This is a genomic window from Methanosarcina thermophila TM-1 (assembly GCF_000969885.1).
Classification (GTDB): domain Archaea; phylum Halobacteriota; class Methanosarcinia; order Methanosarcinales; family Methanosarcinaceae; genus Methanosarcina; species Methanosarcina thermophila.
Window position 1 is genome coordinate 709,134 of the sequence record NZ_CP009501.1, and the last position, 26,380, is coordinate 735,513.

19 protein-coding genes are annotated in these 26,380 nt (G+C 40.5%); 7 read left to right on the plus strand and 12 right to left on the minus strand.

Features of this window, described 5'->3' with window-relative positions; genetic code table 11:
• Window positions 1–345 precede the first annotated feature (345 nt).
• The 3 genes from MSTHT_RS14305 to glgP form a co-directional block, all read right to left on the minus strand.
• Complete coding sequence (locus MSTHT_RS14305) at window positions 346–483, minus strand: hypothetical protein (protein ID WP_156149699.1); 138 nt, start codon at window positions 481–483, stop codon at window positions 346–348.
• Window positions 484–515: 32 nt separating this feature from the next.
• Window positions 516–1,970 (minus strand): right-handed parallel beta-helix repeat-containing protein, encoded by a 1,455-nt coding sequence (locus MSTHT_RS03050; RefSeq protein ID WP_048166514.1) that lies wholly within the window; start codon window positions 1,968–1,970, stop codon window positions 516–518.
• Between the two features lie 741 nt (window positions 1,971–2,711).
• On the minus strand, window positions 2,712–4,388 hold the full coding sequence (gene glgP / locus MSTHT_RS03055; protein WP_048166515.1) for an alpha-glucan family phosphorylase: 1,677 nt from the start codon (window positions 4,386–4,388) through the stop codon (window positions 2,712–2,714).
• Between the two features lie 270 nt (window positions 4,389–4,658).
• Here glgP and MSTHT_RS03060 point away from each other — a divergent pair, with 270 nt between their 5' ends.
• From MSTHT_RS03060 to MSTHT_RS03070, 3 genes are all read left to right on the plus strand, one after another.
• Window positions 4,659–5,570, plus strand: a complete 912-nt coding sequence (locus MSTHT_RS03060; RefSeq protein ID WP_082086739.1) for a carotenoid biosynthesis protein — start codon at window positions 4,659–4,661, stop codon at window positions 5,568–5,570.
• Between the two features lie 267 nt (window positions 5,571–5,837).
• Window positions 5,838–6,845, plus strand: a complete 1,008-nt coding sequence (locus tag MSTHT_RS03065; RefSeq protein WP_048166516.1) for a GAF domain-containing protein — start codon at window positions 5,838–5,840, stop codon at window positions 6,843–6,845.
• Between the two features lie 601 nt (window positions 6,846–7,446).
• Window positions 7,447–7,887, plus strand: coding sequence for a pyridoxamine 5'-phosphate oxidase family protein (locus MSTHT_RS03070; RefSeq protein WP_048168337.1), 441 nt, complete (start codon window positions 7,447–7,449; stop codon window positions 7,885–7,887).
• 277 nt (window positions 7,888–8,164) lie between these two features.
• Here MSTHT_RS03070 and MSTHT_RS13940 read toward each other — a convergent pair whose 3' ends face one another.
• Window positions 8,165–8,836 (minus strand): fasciclin domain-containing protein, encoded by a 672-nt coding sequence (locus MSTHT_RS13940; protein ID WP_231588171.1) that lies wholly within the window; start codon window positions 8,834–8,836, stop codon window positions 8,165–8,167.
• 665 nt (window positions 8,837–9,501) lie between these two features.
• Here MSTHT_RS13940 and MSTHT_RS03080 point away from each other — a divergent pair.
• The 3 genes from MSTHT_RS03080 to MSTHT_RS03090 all read left to right on the plus strand — a co-directional run bounded on the left by MSTHT_RS03080 (window position 9,502) and on the right by MSTHT_RS03090 (window position 13,164).
• The gene (locus tag MSTHT_RS03080; protein WP_048168339.1) at window positions 9,502–9,714 is read left to right on the plus strand and encodes a hypothetical protein; all 213 of its coding nucleotides are present in this window, start codon (window positions 9,502–9,504) and stop codon (window positions 9,712–9,714) included.
• Window positions 9,715–9,943: 229 nt separating this feature from the next.
• Window positions 9,944–10,798 (plus strand): DUF1638 domain-containing protein, encoded by an 855-nt coding sequence (locus tag MSTHT_RS03085; RefSeq protein ID WP_048166517.1) that lies wholly within the window; start codon window positions 9,944–9,946, stop codon window positions 10,796–10,798.
• Between the two features lie 287 nt (window positions 10,799–11,085).
• Complete coding sequence (locus tag MSTHT_RS03090) at window positions 11,086–13,164, plus strand: sensor histidine kinase (protein ID WP_148704301.1); 2,079 nt, start codon at window positions 11,086–11,088, stop codon at window positions 13,162–13,164.
• Window positions 13,165–13,334: 170 nt separating this feature from the next.
• Here MSTHT_RS03090 and MSTHT_RS03095 read toward each other — a convergent pair whose 3' ends face one another.
• The 8 genes from MSTHT_RS03095 to MSTHT_RS03130 form a co-directional block, all read right to left on the minus strand.
• Complete coding sequence (locus MSTHT_RS03095; RefSeq protein ID WP_048166519.1) at window positions 13,335–13,991, minus strand: YkgJ family cysteine cluster protein; 657 nt, start codon at window positions 13,989–13,991, stop codon at window positions 13,335–13,337.
• A 689-nt stretch (window positions 13,992–14,680) separates the two neighbouring features.
• The gene (locus MSTHT_RS03100; protein WP_048168340.1) at window positions 14,681–15,916 is read right to left on the minus strand and encodes an ABC transporter permease; all 1,236 of its coding nucleotides are present in this window, start codon (window positions 15,914–15,916) and stop codon (window positions 14,681–14,683) included.
• 36 nt (window positions 15,917–15,952) lie between these two features.
• Window positions 15,953–17,335: a COG1361 S-layer family protein gene (locus MSTHT_RS03105; protein ID WP_048166520.1), complete on the minus strand. Its 1,383-nt coding sequence runs from the start codon at window positions 17,333–17,335 to the stop codon at window positions 15,953–15,955.
• Window positions 17,332–18,288 (minus strand): ABC transporter ATP-binding protein, encoded by a 957-nt coding sequence (locus MSTHT_RS03110; protein WP_181952230.1) that lies wholly within the window; start codon window positions 18,286–18,288, stop codon window positions 17,332–17,334. Before MSTHT_RS03110 ends, MSTHT_RS03105 begins: the two co-directional genes overlap by 4 nt.
• A 721-nt stretch (window positions 18,289–19,009) precedes the next feature.
• Complete coding sequence (locus tag MSTHT_RS03115) at window positions 19,010–20,371, minus strand: helix-turn-helix transcriptional regulator (protein WP_048166521.1); 1,362 nt, start codon at window positions 20,369–20,371, stop codon at window positions 19,010–19,012.
• Window positions 20,372–20,532: 161 nt separating this feature from the next.
• A complete protein-coding gene (locus MSTHT_RS03120; protein ID WP_052721818.1) occupies window positions 20,533–21,615 on the minus strand; it encodes a hypothetical protein in 1,083 nt (360 codons plus the stop codon).
• 772 nt (window positions 21,616–22,387) lie between these two features.
• Window positions 22,388–24,031 carry a HEAT repeat domain-containing protein gene (locus tag MSTHT_RS03125; protein WP_048166522.1) on the minus strand — a complete coding sequence of 548 codons (1,644 nt, stop codon included), beginning with the start codon at window positions 24,029–24,031 and terminating at the stop codon, window positions 22,388–22,390.
• Between the two features lie 472 nt (window positions 24,032–24,503).
• The gene (locus MSTHT_RS03130) at window positions 24,504–25,202 is read right to left on the minus strand and encodes a hypothetical protein (protein ID WP_048166523.1); all 699 of its coding nucleotides are present in this window, start codon (window positions 25,200–25,202) and stop codon (window positions 24,504–24,506) included.
• Window positions 25,203–25,417: 215 nt separating this feature from the next.
• Between MSTHT_RS03130 and MSTHT_RS03135 the strand changes: the two genes are divergently transcribed.
• Window positions 25,418–26,161, plus strand: coding sequence for a carbonic anhydrase (locus MSTHT_RS03135; RefSeq protein ID WP_052721819.1), 744 nt, complete (start codon window positions 25,418–25,420; stop codon window positions 26,159–26,161).
• Window positions 26,162–26,380: the final 219 nt, after the last annotated feature.

Here is a 26,380-nt window from a genome sequence, read left to right on the forward strand (position 1 = left end):
TATTCAAGTTTGTCAAGGTCTTGTTTTCAAAATCTGCGCAAGAAATTTATCAGCTCTAGCTTTATTATTTATTGTATCAGACAAAGATATGTTTTTCTCGGAAGAAAACCTTGCCTCTCAGGTTAGTTCAGTGGCAATAGATAGTATTGCTTAGTTTAGTATTGTTTAATTCTTTATTTATTGAGCTTGCCCGCAAAATGGAGTAAAGCCAACATGCAAAAAAATGAATTCTCGGCTTAAGATCTTCACTCATGGCAAGATTGTGCTTCATATCTAATCCGAAACAATAACCATCAAGCAACCGTATTGGAGTATTACCGATGCGGCTGCTATCAAGCAACCGTATCAGAGTATTATGTCCGCAGCAGAATGAATCCTCCGGATATTGCTCATCTGACTTCTCAGATCCTTTCTGGCTGCTGCCCGTGCCATAGGATCGGCATCCGCAGGCAAATCGAACGGTATTGCCAGTAAGTGACTCAACCAGCGCTGCCGGAATAGCCTCAGATAATTTATTAGCACATTCTTCTAAAAGCGGATGATATGATAGTTTGATTGATATCTTTCGGATGCTCCTCTAGAGAGTATCCGGCACCAATGTCCTCATTTAAGAAGAGAGGATCTATATAGATATCAGTAGTTGATGTGCAGTTCAAGTAATTACCTGCAAAGTTATTGTATAGACAGTTATTATCCAGCACAATAGTATGTGTTTCAGGGAGATAATTTATTACTCCATACCCTGTTCCGGCAGGATCTTTACTACGCTGTCTGGTGTTTGCGATAATATTATTGCGGACAATTGTTGTATATCCTGTACCTTTAGGTGAGAGGTCAATGTGACCTGAGTTATTATATGTAGGATAAATGTGAGTGCCACCTGTAGGATACATTTGAATAACTGCACCGTGATACACCCCGTCAAAAGTATTATTTTCGATAAGAGTATCGTAAAATCCGCTTGTTACTATACCTCCAACCCAGTCAATAGTCGGATTTGTACCCGTGCTTTTGAACATATTGGAATAAATATGGACATTCTTCGCGTCATCCCTGGGATAAGATTGAAAACAACCTATCAACCAGATTCCAGGCCCATATGTTTTCTGGATAGTATTATTATATACTTCTATATCATTAACAACACCTGTAGTTTTCTCAATCAGAATTCCAGCGCCGCCTGCACTCCAATGATAAAATGAGTCAATCTCATTATCATAGATTTTTACATGGTTTGAGTTTCTTAACCTGAAACCGCTGTCAGTCCTGACGGTTATATTATTGTCCCAGCCATATACGTACTGGCAATTTTCAGCAAAAAGTCCGTTATGCCCCGTCTTGTTTATACGATTTTTATAAAACGTGATATTATAACCATTGTCTACTTTCAATCCTTCTCCATGCCCATCGTGCATATACATATCATGAACCCGAATATCACTGCAATTGCGGAAGTGTATCATATTATAATATCCGTATCCTTTCTTTTTATCCAGATTATTGTCATGATTTCCATCAATTTCAAATCCTTTTACAGTAACATTATGGATTCCTGTACTGTTTATCTGTGTTATCATGGGCTTAAACACCGGCCAATCCGCGTGGTCTATAAGCTTAATTACAGCCGCAGGATCGCCTTCCAGGATCGTTTCATTTCCAACGAAAACAGTATCTGAAAGAACATAAGTATTGGGACCCTTCAAATAAACCGTTGTGAGCTGCGGGTTTTCTGCAACGTAGGCAAGAGCCTGGTTTATTTCCACCTGGTCATCAATTCCATCACATGTGAAGTTTCCACTTCCATCACCAGCTACCCAAACAATCGAGTTTGACGGTACATCTGGAGGATTGGACTGAATCAGGATGTAAACAATAAGTGCATCAAGCGCAATCAAGAAAACGAAAATTATAATGTAAAACTTTCTTTTTTTCCAGTTTTTCCCCTCATCCCTGGAATGTATCCAAGCCATTTTATCACTCACTTTTAGTTAAGGGTCCCCCTGAATCAGTGGGTAAACTAAGGCAGGAATTAAATAGGGCAATAACCGTCTTTATTTAGTAGACAGCCTCGTAAATAGCCACTAGAACATCGTTATAGAAACAGCTAGCCACTTTTTCTACTGTAAGCCGGTTTCTATAATGGCAAGCCATCTTTCTGACTACAGGAGTAAAGCTAGAATTCTGCAGATAGACTCAGCCCACTATTTTCTCCTTAAAAATCCCAACACCCTGCCGTAATTTTATCATCAGATGCTTTTTTTACCTTATTACTATGAGAGAATGGTTTTTCTCAAGTTCCTCTTATCAATACAGCAGTAAACCTTTCTTTTAAGGCTTTAATCCGCTCAAAATCCAATCTGGATTTCCTTTGTATTAATCAACGTTTCTTTCCATTAATAGTTCGTTAATCTATTCCCATCTCATTATTCATTGATATATATAATTCTTCTCAATCCGGCAAGTTCTCTTTGGAGGTGGAATTTGTGAATAGACTATCAACGTTAAAACTATTAAGAAACATACCAAAACATTTGCATAATTGAAAACATATACAAAAAATAAGGAGCTAATTTAATCAAGGGAATTTTCAAAAAATAAGTTGTGCATTACTCTTGCGCATGCTTTGAGTTTTTTGAGGAAACCTATTGTCTCAAAAAACAATTTAAAAAATAGAACTCAAGCTTACAACCTTCATAACAAACCCCACCCATTTACAAATATGCATGTGTCACATAGCGCCGCATCATCCTGTGGCTATTGAAATAATAAGCTATCATGGCTATGGAATTATTCATTAGTTGAACCCAATCGTCCCTGCGTTCGTAATACATTGGAACTATGATGTAATACAGCTTACTGTAAAGATCGCTAAGTTCGGCTGCTCTTGCTTCTTCTTCGGAAAGCTTTTCATCAGGCTGCGGGCCCATTGCCCAGCCTGTCACACCTTCTATCCAGCCTTCTATCCACCAGCCGTCAAGTACACTGAAATTTACAACACCATTATGGGCAGCCTTCATACCACTTGTGCCGGAGGCTTCGTAGGGGCGGGTTGGGGTGTTCAGCCAGAGATCGACTCCAGAAACCATTTTTGCGGCAAGATCCATATCGTAATTTTCTAGAAAAGCAATTTTTATGTCTTCCCTCAGAATTTCCATGCTTTTGAAGATCTCGCGGATAATCTGCTTCCCTGCCTCGTCATGAGGATGAGCTTTTCCTGAAAAAATAAGCTGAATCCTTCCTCGCCGGTTTATTTTTCTGAGCATATCAAGATCGGATAGAACAAGGGTCGGACGCTTATATGCGGTCATGCGCCGTGCAAAGCCAATCGTCAGAGCTTCATAGTCCATACCCACGCCTGTCCTCCGGTTAACCTCATCAATGAGGGCTTTTTTTGCATTCCGGTGAGCTTCCCATATCTCATTGTCTGGGATTCCGTCTACTCTCACCAGAAGTTCAGGCTCATTTGCCCAACCGGGCAGGTAGTGGTCATACAATTTCCTGAAATAAGGAGAAGTCCAGGTATATGAGTGGATGCCGTTTGTAATCGCCTGTATCTGGTAGCCAGGGAAGAGTTCTTTTGAGACACAGCTGTGCCTCTTTGTAACTCCATTGATGTAGTTCGAGAGGTTAAGAGCAAAAAGACTTGTGTTGAAACGATCTGCTCCTCCAAATCTTCTGAGGGTATCCACATCATTTTTATCTTGAATAAGTTCCTCGACAAGCCCGTAATCAAATTTATCGTGCCCGGCTTCTACAGGGGTATGCGTGGTAAAAATGCAGAGTTCTTTAACCTTCACAGGATCTGTGCCGTTGCGCTTCAGGAGTTCCAGAGCAAGCAAGCTAGAATGTCCTTCATTCATATGGTACTTCCGGATTGTGAAACCCAGGGCTTCAAGCATCCGCACTCCCCCTATACCGAGTACTATTTCTTGCTTCAGCCTGTAGCGCTGGTCTCCCCCATAGAGAAAGTCCGTAATTCTGCGGTCTTCCCATTCGTTTCCCTCGACATCAGTATCAAGGAATATTATGGGTACACAGCCTCCTGTAAGGCTTTTGTAATTATACAGCCAGGCTCTAATTTTAACATCCCGATTCTGGATTTTAACGCTTACCTCTTCTGCTAGAAGCGTCATAAAACGGGCAGGGTTCCACTCTTCAGTATGTTCTATCTGATTTCCAAATGGATCAAGAATCTGCCTGAAATAGCCTTTATTGCTAACCAGCGTTACTGCTACCAGCGGAATGTTCAGGTCTGCAGCCGAGCGAATTGTATCTCCTGCAAGTACACCTAATCCACCCGCATAAGTCGGAATTTCACTGCTAAGCCCGATTTCCATAGAAAAATAAGCAATCTTCTGTCCTTTCAATACTCCTTGAAGGTCATCCATATGCTCAAACTCCGATCTTAATTTTTATAAGTATATCTAAAAAATATCATCGATTGCACCAAGCTAATCCCAAATATGCTGCTATAAAAAATTTTAAGATTTGTCAATTAAACCGAAATCTTATTAAAACAATTAAACCGAAAGCTTCTTAAAATATTCATAACATACCATAGTAACTTATAATATATGAAAACTGTGATAAATATTACAATGAATGAAGCTTATTACAATATTTGATAAAATGAAATATAAAAATTATCCACGGTTATTATGCCCTTGATAAATCTGTACTTTCTTACCTTCGAGGCTCTGATTTTAGTTCTCTTTCTGGTCTGTCTGCATAATGCATGTCAACGAGGTTTCTGGGTAGTCTGGCAACTTCTTGCCGGGGTGTTCTTCGGATTGCTTCTCGAATGGGCTACAATCCAGCAGCTCAATGCTTATGAATACGGAAATTTTCTGGCAATGCTCGGGCCTGTCCCTGCAGTGATTGGGGTGGCATGGGGAACTATTATTTATAGCGTTCGCTCCTTTTCCGATAAAACCAACCTTCCAGAATGGGCACGACCTGTGCTTGATGGTCTGATGGCTCTGAACATCGACCTCTCTGTGGACGCAGTAGCCATCCGCCTGGGCATGTGGGATTGGGGAAAAGGGCTTGATTATCAGTACTTCGGCGTTCCTTATAATAACTTCTGGGCATGGTTCTGGGTTGTGTTCTCATTTTCAGCAAGTCTTCGATTGCTATCAAAGCTCCCTGGCCTCTGGGGACGCTGGTTCTCCCCTGCAGGAGCTATTCTCTGCGGCACTGCAGGTGTGCTTATTACCAATGAGCTAATTACCAGCATTCCCAATGAATTGATACATTATGCTACTATTATTGCAGTTTTAGGAAGCGCTCTGATATTGGTTTTAGTATTACGCCCAGAGGTCTCGACCCAGCCCCATGATGCATTTGTCTTTCTTGTGCCTCTAGGATTTCATGCTTATTTCCTGATAGCAGGGTTAGTCTCAAACGCTATCCTTGACCCACCTTTTCTGCTAGTGGTAAGTATGGCTATGTGCATTATAGCACTTTGGCTTCACCGAAACGCCCTAAATAACTGGTATAGGTCTAATGCTGTGGCTCCTGAAGACACAGGCAGTAGCAGGAAGGAGTATAATACTTTTAAAAAGACCTGAAAATTATATTTTTACATTTTAAAAACCGGCAAATTCCGATTTTATTTATATATTTTTCCCTGGTCGGCTATTTTTGTCATAGATTCCTTCTCATATCATCTCCTGCTAGGTTATAGCTTCCGGGCCACTGCATTCCGATCTTTTTGAAAACTCAAATCACAAACTTTTTAATTTATTGCGTATTTCTATGCTTGGGAAGCAAAAAATGTAAATATACGAAACTTTCTCAGGCTTCCTTTGAAAGATTTTAAAAAATGCAGGGATAAAATGTCTAAAGCGTTTTCGAACTCGGCCAGGAATGGGAATGGCAGGCAAAAAGCCTGTAAATACCTCAACGAAGTAGCATTAAGCAATGCTCTGGAAATGGCAAAGGAGCTGATATCCGTAATTAATAAAGTTCCTGTAACAGTTTTCCTCTGGAGACCGGAAAAGTACTGGCCTGCCGAGTTTGTATCAGAAAATATAAAGCAATTTGGATACACTGTAGAAGAATTTACATCCGGAAAACTCCTTTTTGGCAATATTGTACATCCTGATGATTTGGAAAGGGTTGAAAGAGAGCTCTTAAGAAGGATTGATGAGGATTATGTGGATTTTACCCAGGAGTACCGCATCCTGACAAAATCAGGAGAAATACGCTGGGTTGAAGAAAGAACGTTTATTGAAGCTGATGAGAATGGGGTTGTAAAGTACCTTAAGGGAATAATTCTGGATATTACTGAGCGAAAGCGAAAAGAAAAACTGCTCTACATTCAGAGAGACCTTGGCATTGCCCTCAGCACTTCCAGCTCCCTGAACGAGACCCTCGAGACACTGCTGGATTCCTGCCTTCAAATAGATGAAATCAATGCCGGAGGCATTTATCTAATAGATGAAAAAACTGGAGATATGACGCTTACTGCTTACCGCGGGCTTTCACCTAACTTTGTTAAGTATGGCTCCCATTACAGTGCGAATTCGCCGAACACCAGACTTGTTATGATAGGGCAGCCTGTTTACAAACAGCATATAGACCTTCTTCTTACCTCGAGAGATGATGCACTAAGGCATGAAAACCTCAGAGCTGCCGCAATTATCCCTGTGAGCTCAGGAGATAAAATTATTGCAGCTTTTTATCTCGCCTCAAGCCTCGAATACGAGTTTCCGGATAGCGTGCGCACTGTTATCGAAACCATCGCGATTCAATTTGGAGCCTTCATCTCCCGTATCCGCCTTGAGGAAAAACTGAAAGAATGTAAACAGGAGAAAAAGTTTTTAAATAAGAACGCTATTTAACCGTTCAGCTTTTTCGAAAGGCATTATTGTTATTTGATAAACCTTAATCCTTTTAATAACAGCTATTCTTTTTAATTGTCATTTAATTCTCTTTTAATTATCTTTGATTCCTTTTTCTCTTTTAATTATCCTTGATTCTTTTTTCTCTTTTAATTATCCTTGAATCTTTTTTGAAGTATGCCCCAAAAGGAATAATGGTCTACTTGGTTGAATAAAACAAAGGAACTTAAAAAATACAACTGATATAAGCATAGAGACTATCAGGTAATTTCTTTCAGTCGGGGTTCATTATTTTCCTGTTTTATTCACTGGAGAATTACGAAGTTATAATTATTGATATTCCTGCCGACTGAAGATATAAGTAAAATTTATAAATTTTGTCCCTATAAATTGTATGGGGGGAAAGACAGAATAGTGCAATTTTCCCTTTTATAGTACAGAAATGAAGAATCAGGACAACTGGAAAGATTGCACCATGGATTGGTAGATACATCACGGGTCAGGTAGTATTGCTCAGAATTGTAGCAACCTGGCAAACCTGGTGTAAAGAACCCAATCAAAAGGGGTTTCATTGAAAGTTATAAAATTTTGGTGGGGGATTATGGTAAAAGAGCTTAAAGATAAGATTTATGATTACCTTTCAAACCATTACTACCTGAACCTTGCAACAGTAAGCCCGCAGGGAAGGCCAATGGCCCATACAATGGCATACATATCCGAAGGTGCGGTTGTATATGTGACAACCAATAAAAATACCCGAAAAGTCCAGAATATTATGCACAATCCTTATGTGGCATATACCGTAGATGAGGATGACCCCGATTGGTTTGATATGCAGGCTCTTCAGGTTGAAGGCAAAGCAACAATAATTACGGATGAAGAAAAATTGCGAGAAATCGGGGAAATCATGGTAGCCAAATTTCCTGTCGCTGCAGACATGCCGCCTGACCCGGATAGCATCATGATAAAAATCGAGCCAGAAGTCATATATTACCTGGATTACAGCGTTGAGTTCGGGCACAGAGAACAGGTTAATCTCTGAGACCCTTTTTAATTTTCACAAAAAAACGGTTTAAAATAATCGTTAATACCTGATGAGATCATTTTTTTCGCTCTTGCAGGTGATACTAGAGTATCTCCTGCTCAATTGTCTTAGTATTTGTAAGTAGCAGAGCGGAATAAGAGGCTGACCGGTAAACAGAATAAAAGCTAATAGGCAGTAGAAGCTAATAGACAGGGTGAAAATTTTAAAAATGAAATAAAAAGGATGAAAGGGGCAAAACGTATATCGTTTGATTTCTAATCCCAGCTTCTCATTTTCAGATTCCTGAAGGAATCATTACCTGATCAATTCCGTGGATAACTCCATTTTCTGCAGTGATGTCAGGCTCTACAATGGTTGCATTTCCTATCATTATCTTTCCATCAGCAGTGGCATTCACAGCGAGCTCTCCGGTCTCCAGGGAAGTAAGAGAATTCATGTTTTCAAGAGCATGAACCCTGTATTCCCCACGGACTGTATGATAGGTCAGTAAACGGTTTAATTTCTCCCTGTCATTACGAAGGTCATCAAGCATGCCTTCGGGAAGGCTATTAAAAGCTATGTCAGTAGGAGCGAAAACTGTGTAATAACCTCCTTTATTAAATGTATCCTCAAGCCCTGCATCCCTCACAAGTGAAGCAAATGTAGTATATCCCGCCCCTTCTGCAGCCTGAATTATTGTTTGATTATTTCCCTGAGCCCGGTCTTCAGAAAAGGTTTCATTATCCTTTTCGGGTTCCTCTTCGCCCGGAATTGTGACTTCTCCCCCTTCAATTAGGAAGTCTTCTTTGTGACTGGAGATTAACCCTTCTACGTCAGCTCTAACTTCTGGTTCCGTGACATCTTCCACTGCAGCAGGGGTTGCATCTTTTGCTGGAGCTACGCCTTCCTCCGCGGGATCGGTTTCATTGTCCTGAGCATTTTCTGCACAGCCGGAAATAAATAGCATTCCTGCTAAAAGTAAGACTGCAAGAATTCCAGATTTCCTAATATCTCTTCCCCCCAAATATATATTTAAAAGATATACTTATGATGAAATTTTTATATTTCATTATATTTTCTTTTTATATAATCTTATCTGTTTTTGCAGGAAAGCATCTGTAAAAGTGAAGATAGTAAAGCCGCTGAAGATTGATTTTTTTATGCAGCCTAATAAGGCTAATATTCGGTCATTGAGATATTTAAAAGCTTTAAATACGCTCAGAAAATCCTGCTTATCGGGTTGCAGTTCGGAACGGCTAATCTGAAGGAAATTTATAAATTAAAATGCCAATTTACCTGTACCTTTCACAAAAAGTAGCATTTGTTCTTCATAGATTGGTTACAGAATTTTTAAAAAGATGAGATTACATGCAGCGTTTTATCAGAATCTCAAAAAAGTTCATCTGGATCCCTTATATTAGGTAAAACCCCAAAGTTTTCCCTGCTTTACTTAAAGAATTGTAATTGCCTGTTTCCTGAGAGTTACTAAAATACACAAATCCGACCTTCAATACACAATTCTGACGCTTAAATATATAAATCTGTACTGCACAAATTAATTATAGCCTGTAATAATATCTTTGAGCACGCATAGGTATTTGACACGAGAAGAATATGACCGGAAGTGTCGAAATGGTGAAAAATAAGGGAAAGCCTCCTGTTTTTTGTGAAAAGTACTGTATAATCTGCAAGGGTGCAAGAGAGGGAAATAAACTCTGCAAAGCTATCCAGAATATCGAATTGAAAATCTTCGGGAAAAACGGCTGCATTTGGGGAGCAGCAAGGACAAGGTATTACGGAGTCACTCCTGATAAAAAACTCCCTGGAAATTCAATGAAAAAATAACCAAAAGCAGACCGGCAAAAAGAAATAAGGAATCAGAAATAAGTGCAATGCTATAATGAATTACAAATATAATTCAATAATATACTGAAATAATTCTATAATATACTGAAATAATTCTATAATATACTGAAATAATTCTATAATATACTGAAATAATTCTATAATATACTGAAATAATTCTACAATACACTGGATAGGTTATAGCAGCAATTTTCAGAGTATCCTGAATATGCCTGTACTGAGTATAGTTGCCTGCGGAATGCTCGAAGATGAGCTTGTACATGTATTATCAAATGATCGAGAGTTAAAGCAGTTAATTGTTGTGGAAAATCGGAATAGCTCAGGTTTTCTTCGTAAGCTCAGGGCAAGGAACTGCACTCCAAGGCAGGTTTTCCTTGACCGTGTCCCAATGATCCTTCAGGGTCAATTCAGCCCTAATTTCGGAGTTTCTGCAAGGCTTTTTTCACGTTTTCCGTTTTTAGGAAAGATTTGCAGGAAAAGGAAACTCGAGGAAAAAATAAGCGTTGTTGTGAATCTGCTAAGCTTTGACCTTCATGCTGACCTTGAGGTTTTGAAGAGAGAGGTACACAGGAATATTCGTGAGATGGCTCCTTTCTCGGATAGGATCCTGGTTTTTTACGGCACCTGTGGGCATGCACTTGGAAGACTGGAAGAAGATCTGGCAGATCTCAAGTGCTCTCTTTTTTTCCTCAAAGACAAAAATGGGGAAACCGTAGAAGACTGCATCAGTTTGGCACTCGGAGGAAACGAGGCTTATGCCAGAACAATGGCAGAATTCCGGGGAATGGGAACAATTTACCTGACTCCTATGTGGGCTTCAAACTGGAAGCGGCTAGAGAAGAAGACCGGAAGCCGGGATTTGAACAAACATTACCTGAAGAATCCACTCTATTGCCTGGCTGCAAAAATAGACAGTGGGATTTTAAATGATCCAGAATTTGATATAAATGTTAAAGAATTTGCCCACACTTTTGACATGAGAGTTGTAAATCTCAAAGGAAATGTAGAAATTACTGAACGATCATATCTGAACGCCCGGAATGGTATAGCTGGAAAATATTAACGAAGCTGATTTATATTGAAGCCTGTTTAAATTCAAATTAGCTCTTTTGAAGGAATAATGGGGTAAAAATAAAAAGAGCAGGCTTTAATTGGTCTCAACTTGCCTGAAGTGACTGCTAAAATTTATATACTTATTCATCTTTTTAATATACTAATATATTACTTTTGAAATTCTTTCTAATATCTAGATTCTTTGGGGTGTCCAGAATAGATATCAGTAAAAAGGTTTTTTTAGTAACCCTTTTAATTTTTGCAGTTCTTTCGGCTGCTTTTACTTTCATCTATAGCATGCAGCATTCTAAATTTCTGGAACTTGAGCATGAGGACACACTGGAGAATGTAGAGAGAATACAGAATGCGATTTCAACTGAACAGAAATACATTGATCGTACGGCACATGATTGGGCATGCTGGGATGATACATATAAATTTATCAAAGACAGGAATCTGGAATATATATATAAAAACATACAAGACCAGACCCTTGCAGGAATTAAGATTAATGTGATGATTTTTGTAAACGAATCCGGAGATGTGGTCTATGCAAAATCAATAGATGTTAATACCTCAAAAAGAACCAAGCTTCCGGAGGAGCTTCTTAGCCTGGTCGAAGACGGAACTCTTCTCACAAGGACAGAAAATGAAACCATAAGCGGTTTTGTATTACTCAACGAAAGCCCTATGTTTATTGCCTGTCATCCAATCCTTACATCAAATTCAAAGGGACCTGTGAGGGGCACTTTGATTTTCGGAAAATATTTTGATGAGGCACTTCTAGCTTCTTTTGAAGATGCTACCTGCTATTCACTTACAATGTACAGAACTTATGAAGAACTGCCTGCTGACGTCAGATCACAGATTAAAAACTTTTCGGATTTTCCAGATAGACCCATCATTATACCTGAAAACGAGGAGAGAATAACAGGTTTCTTTGAATTAGAAGATATTTCAGGCAAACCTGCCTTTATTATTAAAGCAGATTTCCCCAGAACACTCTATTTAAATGGTGAGAGAATCCTGAACAATATGTATTTTTTCCTTTTACTAACTGGACTTATGACAGGCATGGGAATTAAATTTGCACTTGACAGGCTGTTCGTCTCAAGAATAATACAAATTGACGATTTCGTTACTCGGGTCAGGTCGGATAAAGATTTTTCCAGAAAGCTGCATCTTAAAGATAATGATGAGCTCTTTCGCCTTTCAAAAGAGATCAACGAGATGTTAGATGAAATTAATCTTGCAGAACAGGAATTAAAAGCGCAGGAACGGGAAAAAAAAGTCCTTCTTGACTCCCTGAATGAACTGGTTATTTTCATAAATCCTCAACACAAGATTATCTGGGCGAATAAGGCTGCCCTTGAATATATGAAAACGGACCTTCAAAAGGCAGTTGGAATGTCCCTTAAGGATATTTCCGGTACAAGCAGCCCGTTGTCCGACTCCCTGGAGCTTGAGCAAATTTTCGTAGAAGGCAAAAAGAAATCAGTAGAATTTACTTCTGTGGACGGCAGGGTCTGGCTGGTTCAGGCAATCCCTGTAACCGAAGATAATGGAAAGATAATAGGAATCCTCGAGACCTGCAGAGATATTACAGAAAATAAAGCTACGGAGACACTCCTTAAAGAAAAGCAAATTGCAGAAGCTGCAAACCGTACCAAGAGCGAGTTTCTAGCAAATATGAGCCACGAATTGAGAACCCCGCTTAATTCGATAATAGGATTCGCGGACCTGCTGTATGAACAGGTATACGGTGAATTGAATGAAAAGCAGCTAAAATCTGTAGGAAATATCTATAAGAGCGGAAAACATCTTCTTAATCTGATAAATAGCATCCTGGATCTCTCAAAAGTAGAAGCAGGAAAAATGGAGCTGTATTATAAACAGTTTGAGCTCGCAAACAAGATTAACACAATAAAAAGTCTTGTGTCTCCCATAGCCGATAAAAAAAATATTCAAATTGAAATCGATATAGACAGCGGCCTTTCTACAATCTGTGCAGATGAAGCCAGATTTGCTCAGGTAATGTATAACCTCGTGGATAACGCTATAAAATTCTCCTTTGAAAACGGGCGTGTAAAAATAGGAGCAAGAAGAAAAGGGGATATGGTAGAAATAACAGTCAGCGACACAGGAATTGGCGTTAAACCTGAAGATCAGAACAAACTTTTCAAGCCCTTCAGCCAGGTTGATCCCTTTTTGTCCAAAAAATACGAGGGGACCGGGCTGGGACTTTCGCTGGTTAAGCAAATTGTCAAGCTACATGGCGGGTATGTATGGTTCAGGAGCAAGCCCAGAGAGGGAAGCACCTTTGCTTTCGCAATTCCGATAGAAGGCAAGAGAGACAGTAGTGAAAATACAGATTAATAAAAACAGGACCGAAATACTGCCGAATGTATAAAGCGAAATAGAATAAAAGGCAGGAAAAAATTCAGGTTAAAATAGAAGGCAACTGGAAAAACTGAAACTGGTTACCCTTTTGCCAGCAGGGAAGTTATGTACTGCAAGTATCTGAACTCAATTTTTCCAGCATAAAGTTAAAAAACGGGCTCTTCAACTTTCTGACCAAAATCAATACACAGGCTGGATGTCTCTATCTCGGATTTCTGCATACTCAACAGTTCTTCCAGCGAAAAAGTTGCATATTTATTTTTCCCTCGCCTGCATCTTTCCAGTTGATCATAATCAAAACTGAGATTATCATAGCTAGTTACATGCCTTAACCATTCTATTGGAATTGCAAGCTTTGATAAAAGGGGTATAGCAGTTTCAAAATAAAGCCTGCATGCCTTTTTTTTCGATAATTTACACCAGTTATCTATCGTAAAATTTATACTGTCGTCTTTAATCGTAAAAACTATAGGATAGATCTTACAGAGTATCGGCTTAAAATCCCGACACTCACATACCTCGTCTTCATTTAAAAACGGGCATATCTTTCCTAATTTTAATACCTGTATTTGAGTTCCATCATCCATTTTGAGCATATCCAGATAGCGAATTCTGAAATCCGCTATGCTCATGCCCATTTTCTCAGCCATATACTCTTCCTCACCAGGCAGCAGTGTACCGATTTTGTTATATTCGCAGGCCCCCCCGCATTCCCTGCAGATATCAAAAGTTATTTGGTTACTACCGCTAAATGTTTTATGGAAGTTTTCGTAAATCTGCATGGGTATTTTCTTGAAGATCAAGCTGAAAACCTCTATAATTTAAGCTAGGTACATAAATAATTTTTCACAATTGATATTTACATTTATGCCCAGTTTATGCTCCTTTTGCCAGGATTAAAAAGTAAGAATTATTCAGGCTGTAGAGCAAAGACCATATTTGATTTTTCCTTCGAAAGATGTATATACTATTAAGTTTTTTTTGATATTTATCTTACTTTTCAAACTTTAAGCTATATAAAAAAACTTATTTATTCTGGCGGAACATCGTTTATATTTTTTAGTGAATAACAGGGAACAAAGGTATCGCAAACTTGAACACTTTTTTATTATGTAGCCCAAAAAAACTCAAGATTGTAATAACATTTGCTAACTATTTCTACATGACTCAAGAGGACAGGCTTGCAGAATAATACGGAAAAAAAAGATAGCAATATAATTGAGAGTGAAAAATATCCAGAATTTCTGCAAACAGGAACTGATTCCCATAGGTCCTCATTGCCTCATATCAGATCCTTATAGCTACATATCAGATCCTTATTGCCTCATATCAGATTCTGATTGCCTCATATCGGATCCTTATGCTCCAATCAGGTACAGTCCAATTCAGAGACTGGAGTGTTAAAAATAAATCCTAGGGAAACAGCTCTAATTCTCACTCCCCGGCTCGAGTTTTTTCTCTAATATTAAGCTAACAGGTTATCAGTTAAAGGTTATTCATATCTCAGGGCATCTACAGGTTTCAGCCTGGAAGCCCTGTAAGCTGGAACAGCTCCTGAGACAATGCCTATAACAATGGCAAGGACAAGGCCAAAGAGCATGAGGTGAGGTGAGAGCGAGATGCCTGAGTCCCCCCCGGATCTCATCATGGTCATGCCAAGTAACGGAAATAGAGTTGAGATAAAAGCTCCAAGCATAACTCCAAAAATCCCTCCAACAAAACCAACCATTGCAGAGTTAAAGACAAAGATCATAAGGATATCACGGTTTTTCGCCCCTATCGCTTTCATAGTACCGATCTCTTTTGTTTTCTCAAGGACAGAGGTAAACATCGTATTTGCAATTCCTACAGCTCCTACAATCAGTGATACCGCAGCAATTGCTCCCAGGAAAAGGGTTATGGAGGACGTCATTTCGGTAACAGACTCAGCCATGGATTTTGACGCAGTTACGGAAAAGTCCATTTCATCTTCCCGCATAATATGCCTTGAAACCATGAGCTTATTGGTAATATCTTCCATTACAGTATCTACAATGTCTTCATTCTGTACTTTTACCATGATTGTATCAAAAACGCCTTTTTCTGCATCCTCGATAATGTCTACTGCCCCATCAATAGGCATGTAAATATTTCTGTCCTCAAAACCGCCTTCCTCGGTCAGAATACCAACAACACGCACGGACTTACCATTTATTTTTATTATCTGATTGACCCCTATGTCCCTGTCATAAACTCCGCTGGCAACCTCACTCCCTATTACTGCCACATACCTGTCAGCCGGCTCAAGCAATCTTCCTGACTGCGTCTCCAAGGTAGTCATGTATCTCCAGACCTGAGGATCCACACCCGTTATCGAGAGTGTAGCATTCTCTCCTGCATAATCCACTTCTTCACTGCCTGAAATTTCCCCCGCTATATACTGTATGCCCTCTATACCCTGAAGTGCGTCAAGATCATCTTCTGTCAGTTCGGAATCCTTAACTAAATCCCCTCCTCCAGGTCCGGGCATATTTGACATCGCTCTGGTGTACCCCGGGGTTATAGCTATTTTTGTCAGATCCATCTCGGAAAGTCTGCTCTGAACCTGTTCTTCCATAGCATCCCCCAGGGAAAGAATGCCCACAACAGCCCCGACCCCTATAACAATCCCTATAATGGTCAGCCAGCTTCGCAGTTTGCTGTGCAGAAGCATATTCAGGGCCATCTTCGTGTAAGTAGAATTTCGCATACCGAATCCCTTCCTTTCTCTATCAGATAGCTGCATTTAGTCTCTTGTTGCCCCGGAGTCGTATTTCTGGTCCCCAATTCCTTTGTTTCTGGATTTTTTCTCACCTTTTGCCTGTTTTTTCTTGCGGTATATGAATAGCCCAGTTATTGCAACCAATATTAACACGAAATAGGGTGTGTATGAACCGAGGCTACTACTGAGTGCTCGCGGGCCAGTCTCAGTGGCAGTACCCTCTGGTGCGGACATCTGGACTGCAACAGCCTTATCAACCGTTATTCTTTCCCCTTTTGCATCGGTATACTCAATCTGAACTTTTAGCGGAAGAGAAACGGTTGAAACCGAACTTTCATTATCTTCTACTGCAGCCCCACGTGCTTTTGCAATGCTCGGTGATTTTCCCTCACCTGCAGCCTGTGTGCTCGCAACATTAAAAGACGCAATTGTATAGTCTCCTTTCTCAAGATTTCCGACAATCGATGAAGAACTTCCTGTTACCCTGTAGCCTTCCTGTTCAGGAACGGATACTTTCACGGAATATGCTATATTGTTGCCCACGTTTGCAACTGAGAGAGAAATCTTTCCAGGGTCACTTTCCGAGAAAGAAACATCGAAATCGGTTTCCCCGCCTACAAAGAGCCCTGCAGTTGTCTGGATGCTCTTTGCATTCGACTCATAATCTTCAAAGCTAAGATTCACATCCAGGGTATAAAGTCCAGGGTTAGCGTTTACGTCTGCCATGACTGAGTAAGACACAGTTACAGAATCCCCAGGTTCCAGATATTTGACATATTTTGTATTATCCGAATATACAGGCAGGATAACCCCTTTGGGGTCTTTCCAGGAAATTACCATATTTTTCAGGGGCGAATTTCCAGTATTCGTTATTATGAATTCCAGAGGCTCTTCCTTTGCCAGATCAATATTTGCTTTGTTTATGGTAACAATCTGAGCGTACTCTTTACCCCTTACCTCGAGCTGGATGGTCTTTGTGGTTTTAATCGTTTTTGACGAAGATCCACCCTTTTGGGCAGTTGTGACGATATTGAGGTCATATGTGCCTTCGGAAGCATTGGAATCAGTCATGAGCTTGAATTTAAGAACGGCTGCATCATTATCTTCCTGCCGGGCATTCAGATAGGAGATTTGCTTTTCAAGCGGTTCTCCTGAAACCTTACTGAAAGGGTATTGAGGCTCGATTGCAGCATTAATATTCTTCAGATCATTACTTCCTACGTTCTGTACGCTGACAGTAAGTTCGACCGGTTCCCCTGGGCGTGCAGCATCAGGATTCTGGTTAGTCACGTTTGCCTGAACGGACGAGGAATTTATCAGTCCGCTTGCAGCAAAAGCTGTACCTGCTCCCAGCATCAGCACTGATAAATATAAAATCAAGAGCGTTAACAAAGAAAATTTTTTCATATTATTCCCTCCGGTTTATCTCGCATGCATTCCTCTATTTTTTCTATCTGACCATCCCTGATGTACACAATTCTTGTAGCATACTTTACAAGCTCCAGGTCATGGGTCACAATGATGATTGTCTTACCTTCCTTTTTGTTCAAACCGTCAAGAAACTCCAGAATATAATTCCCTGTCTTGCTGTCCAGATTTCCTGTTGGCTCATCCGCCAGGATTATAGGTGGATTCACTGCAAGGGAGCGAGCTATTGCTACCCTCTGCCTCTGCCCGCCTGAAAGCTGGGAAGGAAGGTTATGCTTTTTGTTTGAGAGCCCTACAATCTCAAGCAGGTATGCAGCTTTTTTGCGGGCTGTATGTGGGTCTTCTTCCTGGAATTCCAGAGGCAGTAGCACATTCTCCAGAGTGTTCAGAGTGGGAATAAGGTTAAAACTCTGGAAAATGAAACCTATCATCTGCCCCCTGATTCTGGCAAGCTCGGATTCCTCAAGTTCCGAGATATCACATGAGTTCAGGAAAACCGTGCCCTTTGAAGGCAAATCCAGGCAGCCTATCAGATTCATAATTGTGCTTTTTCCACTTCCGCTCGGACCAAGGACTACGAGGAACTCTCCTTCATAAATCTCAAGATTTATTCCCCTGAGGGCTGCAAAATCGGACTCTCCCATCGGGTAGATTTTCCATACATCATTCAGTTTGATAAGTGGAACTTTCCTGTTCTCGGAGACATTCTCTGCATCCAGACTTTTGACAGAAGCATTATTGACAAAAGCATTATTGGCAGAAGCACTGCAAGAACTGCTGTAAGGATTGTTTTTTAGAGTCTCCCCCGAGTCGTCCATTTCAGAATCAATATCAGATTCATCGTAGAAATCTGCAGCTTTCTCAAGCGAATTCAGAAGATTTAAGGCATTTAATTTCGTTTTAAATGCCCCTATTATTTCTGTAAGCGTCATTATACTCCTCTAAATCATGTCCTGCCTCATCAGGGCAGCTTAATAATTCGGTTTTCTGTTCAAACTTTGCCTGAATCTCCTGTTTAAAAGCCTCTTCCGATTTTAGCCTGAAACACCCTTACTTTGGTATCCTGCGTTCTTGAGGCTAGCCTGAAATGCTCTTACTGTGATATTCCGCGTTTTTGAGACACCTGCAAATGCAGATGCCTTTTGTTGTGGTGTGTAGGTCTTTTGACTGCTCCTTTTATTCATGTCAGTTTCTTAGGAGAAGGCAGTCAACCCCTTCATTGGCATTTAATAATAAAAGGATACTTAACCACAAAAAGAGAGATTAGAGAATAAATTTATTAATGAAGCTTTTCCAGGAGCTTTAACTCCGTTTCATTCCCTAAAAGCTCTCTAAATTCTTGTTAAATCCCTTCTAAAGGGTTATATTCATATTAAACGTAAATCCGCCTTTCCAAGATCATAAGGTCGGTTTGTTCTTTATGCCAGTTTTTCTGTTAAGAAACTATGAGGCAGTTTGATCTTAACCTGGTTCACGTTTTAATTCAGCCAAAAGCAGGAATATTAACAAAAATAGATATTAAACAAAAACTGTCAGGTCTGGAAAAAAGTAGATACGACAATACAGGAAAGTAAACAAACTAATAGAGAAAAAGTCGGTTATTTAAAAATTCGTGAGTTTTTAAGAGGCTGAAAAAAGTATCCTACCTGAGTTTTAGCGCTCTTCATCTTTCAGGATTACAATGTTTCCTCGCCCACGCTTGAATTTCTCAATCAGCTCTCTTCTTTCCAGGTCTGCAAGCATGAGGCTGACCTTTCCTTCGGAGTATTTCAATCTGCTGCGCAGGTCTTTCTGTGTAATCCTGCCACCCTGACTTCGGATTATGTCCATGACCTCCTGGAGGTCTGCGGGAAGCGAGTGCTTCTTTCTGGGAGCAGAAGTTTCATTTTCAGAGATTACTGAAGGCTTATCCCCAGTTTTCTCAGAGGATATCGCCTGTTTTTCTCCCTGAGGTTCAGATCTTATCGGTTCGGTTTCATTTACCCTGGACTCAACTTTAACTTCTGTTTGTTCTGCAGTCACCTTCTTTTCCGGAATTTCGGGTAATAATTTTTTTAATGGTGATTTTACCGGTTCTCTTACTGGCTCTTTCTCCAGTTCTTTTACCGGTTTTTTTAATGGCTCCTTCGGAGATTGTATTACCGGATCACTCATAGGCTCTATCACAGGATCTGCTACCGATTCTGTTGCAGATATTTTTTCTGAGGGCTTTACATTAGATTCCTGTGCTTGGAAATCCTGGCTTATTCCTAGCTCCAAGTCTTCAGGGGCAGCTTCTATTCCTCCATTTACACTTTTATGGGAAAACTCTGTTCTTTTAGCGGGAGCCTTTGCCGTGAGTTCGACCTTAGCATGCTCGGAGAGATTTTTGGTCGTATGCCTTTTTCTGGGAATATATTCCCCTTCATCAGGCTTATTTTCCTCTATCTTCTTACCCTTTCTAGCAAATCTGTAACCTGTTATAAGCAGGAAAAAAAGTAAAAGAGCTGTCAGCAGATAATTTATACTCAAAGAGCCGGCTCCTCTGGCTGGATCAATATTGCCTGAATTATCTTTACCAGAACCTGTTTGACCTGTGGCTATCTCGGTTACAGGGCTTATATCATTCGAGGACGAGTTTACCGCTCCATTGTTCAGGCCCTTTGAAGATCCATCTACTCCTGAACTGTCCATGAGCTCATCAGAATAGATCGGGAGAAGCAGGAGGTCACGTACATACGTTCCGTCGTCTTTAATTTCAACTGATTCTTCTGCCGAATAAATAAGGGTGCTGTTTTGATAATACCTGGCTTTAATAGTGTAGTCCCCTGGCATCAGATCAAAAGAATACATGCCATACCTTGCCACCATAGACTGCGAGGGCGTGGAATTTACCTCAACCACGGCATTCTCAAGAGGCTCGAAGGTATCCCAGCCGTATACTGCACCGTGGATTGTAGCCGTGCTGTCCGCTAAGACAGGTCCAACTAAAGCAAGTACAGCAGCAATACAAACAATAAAGAGCCTCAGATTCATTTCAGGCAAACCCAGACTTGCATATTAATTTTCTATCTTTCCAGGCGTTTTTAATATTCTTTTTCGAGGTTTATGGGCTCTCTGGAAGAAAGCATCTCCTGCTTTCTGTTCTCCAGATAAGTCCTGCTGGTGTCCGATATTACTTCTTTGCTTGCGCCCGATTATTGTGCCATTGCCTTTCTATCTGGTCCGCGCCCAGTATTGTTATCCTTCCTATCAGGCCCATATTCTTTAATATCATTCTCTTCCTCTATACTGCGTTCTCCATGACCAGGTTCTTCTTCAAAGAGAGGTCTCCCCCAGACCTCTTTCCTTACCGCCCCTTCATTATCCTGAACGCTATATGTACCGTTACCTTGGAAAGCTGCATAACCCTCGCCATCTGCTGTGAGGGTAATGTTTTCATTGATTAACATTATAGTCTTATGAGAGCCGGAGACCTTTACATCGGCAGAATTGACATGATACAGGAGCACCTTATCATGCATATCGGTTTTTTCCTCAAATGTGTAATCCCCTTCGATATCAATTTCTGAGTCGCTGGAAAGATCCCCTATTGCCATGTCTCCTTTTTCCAGGTGCATATTAAGGGTGAAACTGCCCATGAGGATAGCTTTTCCTTCTCCTGCTGCAGTGAGCCTGGATGTGCTGTTAAGTTCCTCACTCCCAGGCATCAGCAGCTGCACCTCATCGAAAATATTTTTGAGAACATAATTAGCCTCAATCATGCTTTCCTGCGACCTTATCAGATACTCCCTTTCCATGTCTTCGGATGAACCATTGTATCCATCAGAACTCTTGACTGAGCTGTTATTTTCATCAGCTGCGGCTGCGGCTGCGAGGGCTTGATATTGCTTTGCTTCTTCTACAAGAAGGTTGTATTCTTCAAGCAATGCTTCAAGTCTGGTAACGTCTTCCCCCTCGGCTTTATATCGCTCAATTACGCTTTTGAGCCGCACTGAGATGATTTCTGCCTTCTGGATATTGCTATCAAGAAGGGATGCCGCATCTCTCAGCTTATGGACAGACCTTGAATGAGGTTCACCTGGAGGAGTATCATGTGGATGCAAACCCAGCATTCCAGGCTCCTCACGATCCAGAAGCCCTGCATAAGGGCAAAAAATAGCCCTGTAAAACTCTTCTGAAGCTCTGGGAGCAGGATGCTGGTTCTCTGCATCAACACAGCCTGAGATAACGATAATCCCTGCAAGTATAAGGAGCAGAGACAGAAATTTGGTTTTCATACTGAGCACGTCCTTTGGAAAGAACTGATTGCTGGACTGTACTTTTTATTCAAGTCCTTATATTTAATGCTGGTTATTTTCAAAGTTTTCTCGGAGTTGATAAAATCTTCCTATAGGATTTTGAATCTATAAATATTTTGAAAAGCTTTCAGAGATATCAACTTGGTGCTGAAGATTGTATGCATATATTTCTTCAATACTTTACCTTTTTTACATGTGTAGTAGAGTAATTTATTCTGAACATACTATAGGCGGATGATATTGCTCGATATCGTGCTAACTGAAGATGCTATATCTGGATTTAAAAATAAAAGGATACTTATCTTCTCAATAGGATTATTGGATTGAGTTTATCATTCAGAGTTAAAGAGAGATTGTTTTTGAATTTAATTCTTTATAACCTGTAATTTCTCGGTTTTTAAGTGTTTACTCCCTTCTTAATAATCTCCAATGGGTAACTTTATCTTATTTTGAAAAATCTTCTCAATTTAAACAGGTCTGTGCTTTTCTAAGTTATAGAGGATAGAAGAATATTTTAGAAACAGAAGAACGCTCAAAAGAGAGGGCACAAAAATAAAGAGAGATTTATACAATTATACAGGGGGATTGTCAGAAAATAAAATAAAGAGATATTTATACAGGGAAAAATTGCCAGAAAACAGAAAAAACCCTGCAAAACAGAAAAGTCTGTAAAGCAGGAAAATTCTAAAATCTTGAGTCTGTCAACTATCTCAGGTCTGTAACCTATGAACAGCCGATGAAACGGCGCTTTTCAACACTTCATTTTCAGTTCCATCCCACAAAAAGGACAGAAATTAGGAGCAATGGGTAGATTCAAATTTCCTGAACAGTAAGGGCAGGTCATCATCCCGGCACCTTTTCTCTTTGCGGGAACGGGGTTTTGATGGGGTCTGGACTTTTCGCTCCCTTTAACAGAAATTGAGAGTTCAAGCTCCTTAAGAGAACCTGTGTTACGAATATTGCCTGAAAGCTTTGAGGTTTTAATCCGAGTTTCAGAATTACAGCCTTTCAGGCAGCCCTTCAGGACAGGCTCCTCATCAGGGATTTCGGCTTTTTCCGTAGCATTTGCCAGTAATGGACTGGATTTATTAATTCTTTCTAGAGCCTTCAATGCAGCCCTTCTTACGCAGGCATCGGAACTTTCACTGGCTCTGACAAGTCCTGAAACTGCCTCAGGGGTACCAATTTTCTCAAGTGATCCAATCGCAGTTTTTTGTATCAGACTTTCAGGATTTTCAACAATCTCTATCAGTTCTGGAACAGCCTGCTGCGCTTTGAGATCCCCAAGTGCTGAAGCCGCAGCTTCTCTAACCGCGATTTTGGGGTCCTTAAGGGCTTTCAAAAGCCCTAATATCGCCTCATTAGTGCCTGCTTTTCTAAGACCCACAACTGCCGATTCCCTTACTGAACTGTCGGGGTCATTAAGAGCTTTCAACAACCCTTCTACGGCTTCAGGGGTCCCGCTTTTTCCAAGGGCACAAGTAATCGCCTTCCTTACAGAGTTCTCATAGATATCGAAAGCTTTAATCAACCCACGGACTGCTTCAGGAGAACCAATATCTCCAAGGGCTTCAGCAGCCCTGCTTCTTAGATACCAGTCCGGATCATCCAGGGCTTTTAAAAGCCCCGAGACCGCCTCAGGCGTTCTTATCTTCCAGAGAGCCTCAATAGAAGCTTTCCTCACATCCCTGCTAGGAGCTTCAAGAGCCTTGATAAGTTCAGGCACCGATGTTGACACATTTATGATCTTACAAAGAGTTTCGGATGCTGCTTCTTGCACAGGCTGCCTCGGGTCCTTGAGGGTCTCCATCAGCTCATCAAGCACATCGGATTTTCCTCTTTTTCCCAGGGTTTTGGATGCATGCTTCCTTACTTTAGTATCTGAGCTTTTAATTGCTTTTACCAGACAGAGAGCAGCTTCATAGGTATCGATTTTTCCGAGAGCTATTATTGAAATTCTTTTCAGAGAATCATCCGGATAATCCAGAGCTTTCTCAAGACCGGAGATTGCTTCTAAGGAACCTATCCTCATCAGAGCTTTCACTGCCTCTTTTTGAACAAATCTGTCCTTGTCCCCGAATCCTTTAACGATACCTGAAATAGCCTCAGGTGTGCCTATTTTCTCAAGGGAGGCAATGGCTGTTTTTTTAACAGGACTTTGAGGGTCATCAAGTGCCTTTACAAGGCTAGGAACAACCTCAGGGACATTGAATTTTCCCAGGGCTTCCGCGGCGGCTGCTCTTACCTTTGGGTTTGAATCATCCAGCGCTTCAATCAGCGCGGGGATAGCACTAGTGTCTCCTAACTTTCCAAGTTCTTCGGCAGCAGCCGCTCTATTTCCTGCAAAAACCGAGCGTTCCAATTTCTTAATCAGATCTTTTATTTTCTCATCCATTCTCCTATTATCCCCCATCAGTGTAAAGCTTCATCCTGAGTTGTGTAAAGTGAGATTTTAATAAAATACAGCCCAATGGACTTGAAATAAATAAAACGTTGTTAGGTCTGCTAATCTAAAACCGACGTTCTTGCCGGATTTTTTTGACATGCTGATTGCATAATTCGGAGACAGCTTAACCCAACTATTGAACTTGGGCTTGAAAAATTGCATATACCCCTCTTGACGCTATAAACCCAACCCTAACATCCTACATTCTTAAATATATTACGTCCTAACATATAAAAACTTTTAGTTTGTCAATATGAATAATATGTAACTGTAGATTGCTATAAGGCTACAGTGCTACTCTAAAAAATGGGAGCTTTGAAGGTAGTGTAAAAAGGGAAAACTTTGATATTAAAAATCACAAAATTAAAAAGTGAGATAAATTAAAAAGAAAAAGATAAGTAAAGAATTTTTACCACAAATCTCAATAAAGAGAGACTGTAAGCGAAGGGAAGTAATAGTGAGCTGCGAGCAGAATTAACAGGCCCGATGCCGGAACTGTGAAATTATCGTCTATATTCTCTATCCTTTCCACAAATGAACAGACAATTCCTGCAAAAATACCGGCAAAACCCATTTTTGCGCCGATAATTACACACAGCACGAGCATGCCTGCAGTGCCTTCCCAGGCTTTTGTCCTCTTGTTATATTTAAGATTCCTTATTATGCCTGTGATCCCATCTCCGTATGCCATGAAAAGCACCGGAATCACTCCAAGCCAGAAGCTCCTGTCAATGAACCAAGTGAAAAATACCACCAATCCCCAGCTCAATGTAAAATCCACATCGTAAAGATTTTCAGGGTCCTGAAACCAGTACATTCTCCTGTTGAGCTTATGAGGCAGATAAGTCATAAGAGCAAGTCCAAAAGCAGTGGCTGCTGGCAATATCGGCTCATGGGCAATAAAAGGAAGCAGCATTGCTGTCAATCCACCTGCCAGGAAATGAATAACTTTTCTTGAGAAGTACATTGAAGAATTAATTGATCTGCCTTTTTTCAAAGCAAATTCATATGCCTTTTTTGAGAGAACCAGAATCACAAACAGGTTCCAAACTGCGAGGACCGCAAATATTGGCAGGTCTGCCCATATAGTTTCCCATGAGATTTGAAACAGAGGGAGCATAACATATCAAATATCTTTTAAATATATATTTTTTTTGAATATTCGAGTGTTTTCCAGCAGAATTATCAGACTCGACTTTAGGATTACAGAGTTTGAGTACAGAATATTACTCTTGACTTTGATAATCACCTGTTTTTATATTTTTATATTTTCCCAAATAAAAATAGAAATGTCTATATATTTCATAATCTTCATACTGTCAATGGAGGAACTCTATGATGTTTAATAAGCAGATCTTTACAATTCTTATCCTTTCTCTTTCACTTGCTCTTGCAGGGAGCGGGTGCATCTCCGAAGGAGCAGAGGATAATGTCGCACAGGAAATAACCGTGGATGAGTTTTCGAATATCAGAGAGAATCCGGTAACACCATGGAATCCCGAACCATCAGCACCTGTGATTGATCCCACAGCCTATATTGACCCCCAGGCTTCAGTCATAGGAGAGGTGACAATAGGTGCCAACGTTATGGTTTCCCCCATGGCATCTATTAGGAGTGACGAAGGAATGCCAATTTTCGTAGGAGACAGAAGCAATGTCCAGGATGGAGTTGTGCTTCATGCCCTTGAGACAATAAATGAAGAAGGCGAACCTATAGAAGACAACATTGTTGAAGTTGATGGCAAGGAATACGCAGTCTATATAGGAAATAATGTTTCGCTTGCTCATCAATCCCAGGTTCATGGTCCGGCGGCAGTAGGCGATGATACATTTATCGGTATGCAGGCTTTCGTTTTCAAGTCAAAGGTAGGGAACAACTGTGTACTTGAGCCGAGATCGGCAGCAATCGGTGTAACCATTCCTGACGGCAGGTATATCCCGGCAGGCATGGTTGTCACTTCGCAGGCCGAAGCCGATAAGCTGCCAGAGGTCACCGATGATTACGCATACAGCCATACTAACGAAGCCGTAGTATATGTAAACGTCCACCTTGCCGAGGGTTATAAAGAAACTTCATAATACGATGAGCTTGAAGCATAGAAGATCCGGATAAAAAATAAACTAATTAAAACAAAGAAAGCAAATTAGCTCAAATAAGGGAAATCAACTGGTAAAAATCAGGACTTTAATTAACCTGATGTTTACCCGGAATTCAGGTATTCTTCCTTTCCGGGTAAATTTCCCTTTTGCTTTCGGATTCTTTCCCCAGACTAACAAAAATAGAATTTTCCGGCTAAT

Excerpts from the sequence above, each read along its gene's own strand:
- MSTHT_RS03120 (WP_052721818.1), bottom strand. The coding sequence starts at position 21,615 with ATGAAAACCAAATTTCTGTCTCTGCTCCTTATACTTGCAGGGATTATC.
- MSTHT_RS03100 (WP_048168340.1), bottom strand. The coding sequence starts at position 15,916 with ATGCGAAATTCTACTTACACGAAGATGGCCCTGAATATGCTTCTGCAC.
- MSTHT_RS03125 (WP_048166522.1), bottom strand. The coding sequence starts at position 24,031 with ATGGATGAGAAAATAAAAGATCTGATTAAGAAATTGGAACGCTCGGTT.
- MSTHT_RS03080 (WP_048168339.1), top strand. The coding sequence starts at position 9,502 with ATGGTGAAAAATAAGGGAAAGCCTCCTGTTTTTTGTGAAAAGTACTGT.
- MSTHT_RS03090 (WP_148704301.1), top strand. The coding sequence starts at position 11,086 with ATGCAGCATTCTAAATTTCTGGAACTTGAGCATGAGGACACACTGGAG.
- glgP (WP_048166515.1), bottom strand. The coding sequence starts at position 4,388 with ATGGATGACCTTCAAGGAGTATTGAAAGGACAGAAGATTGCTTATTTT.
- MSTHT_RS03110 (WP_181952230.1), bottom strand. The coding sequence starts at position 18,288 with ATGACGCTTACAGAAATAATAGGGGCATTTAAAACGAAATTAAATGCC.
- MSTHT_RS03085 (WP_048166517.1), top strand. The coding sequence starts at position 9,944 with ATGCCTGTACTGAGTATAGTTGCCTGCGGAATGCTCGAAGATGAGCTT.
- MSTHT_RS03060 (WP_082086739.1), top strand. The coding sequence starts at position 4,659 with ATGCCCTTGATAAATCTGTACTTTCTTACCTTCGAGGCTCTGATTTTA.
- MSTHT_RS03070 (WP_048168337.1), top strand. The coding sequence starts at position 7,447 with ATGGTAAAAGAGCTTAAAGATAAGATTTATGATTACCTTTCAAACCAT.
- MSTHT_RS03105 (WP_048166520.1), bottom strand. The coding sequence starts at position 17,335 with ATGAAAAAATTTTCTTTGTTAACGCTCTTGATTTTATATTTATCAGTG.
- MSTHT_RS03050 (WP_048166514.1), bottom strand. The coding sequence starts at position 1,970 with ATGGCTTGGATACATTCCAGGGATGAGGGGAAAAACTGGAAAAAAAGA.
- MSTHT_RS03115 (WP_048166521.1), bottom strand. The coding sequence starts at position 20,371 with ATGAATCTGAGGCTCTTTATTGTTTGTATTGCTGCTGTACTTGCTTTA.
- MSTHT_RS03135 (WP_052721819.1), top strand. The coding sequence starts at position 25,418 with ATGATGTTTAATAAGCAGATCTTTACAATTCTTATCCTTTCTCTTTCA.
- MSTHT_RS03065 (WP_048166516.1), top strand. The coding sequence starts at position 5,838 with ATGTCTAAAGCGTTTTCGAACTCGGCCAGGAATGGGAATGGCAGGCAA.
- MSTHT_RS03130 (WP_048166523.1), bottom strand. The coding sequence starts at position 25,202 with ATGCTCCCTCTGTTTCAAATCTCATGGGAAACTATATGGGCAGACCTG.
- MSTHT_RS13940 (WP_231588171.1), bottom strand. The coding sequence starts at position 8,836 with ATGCTATTTATTTCCGGCTGTGCAGAAAATGCTCAGGACAATGAAACC.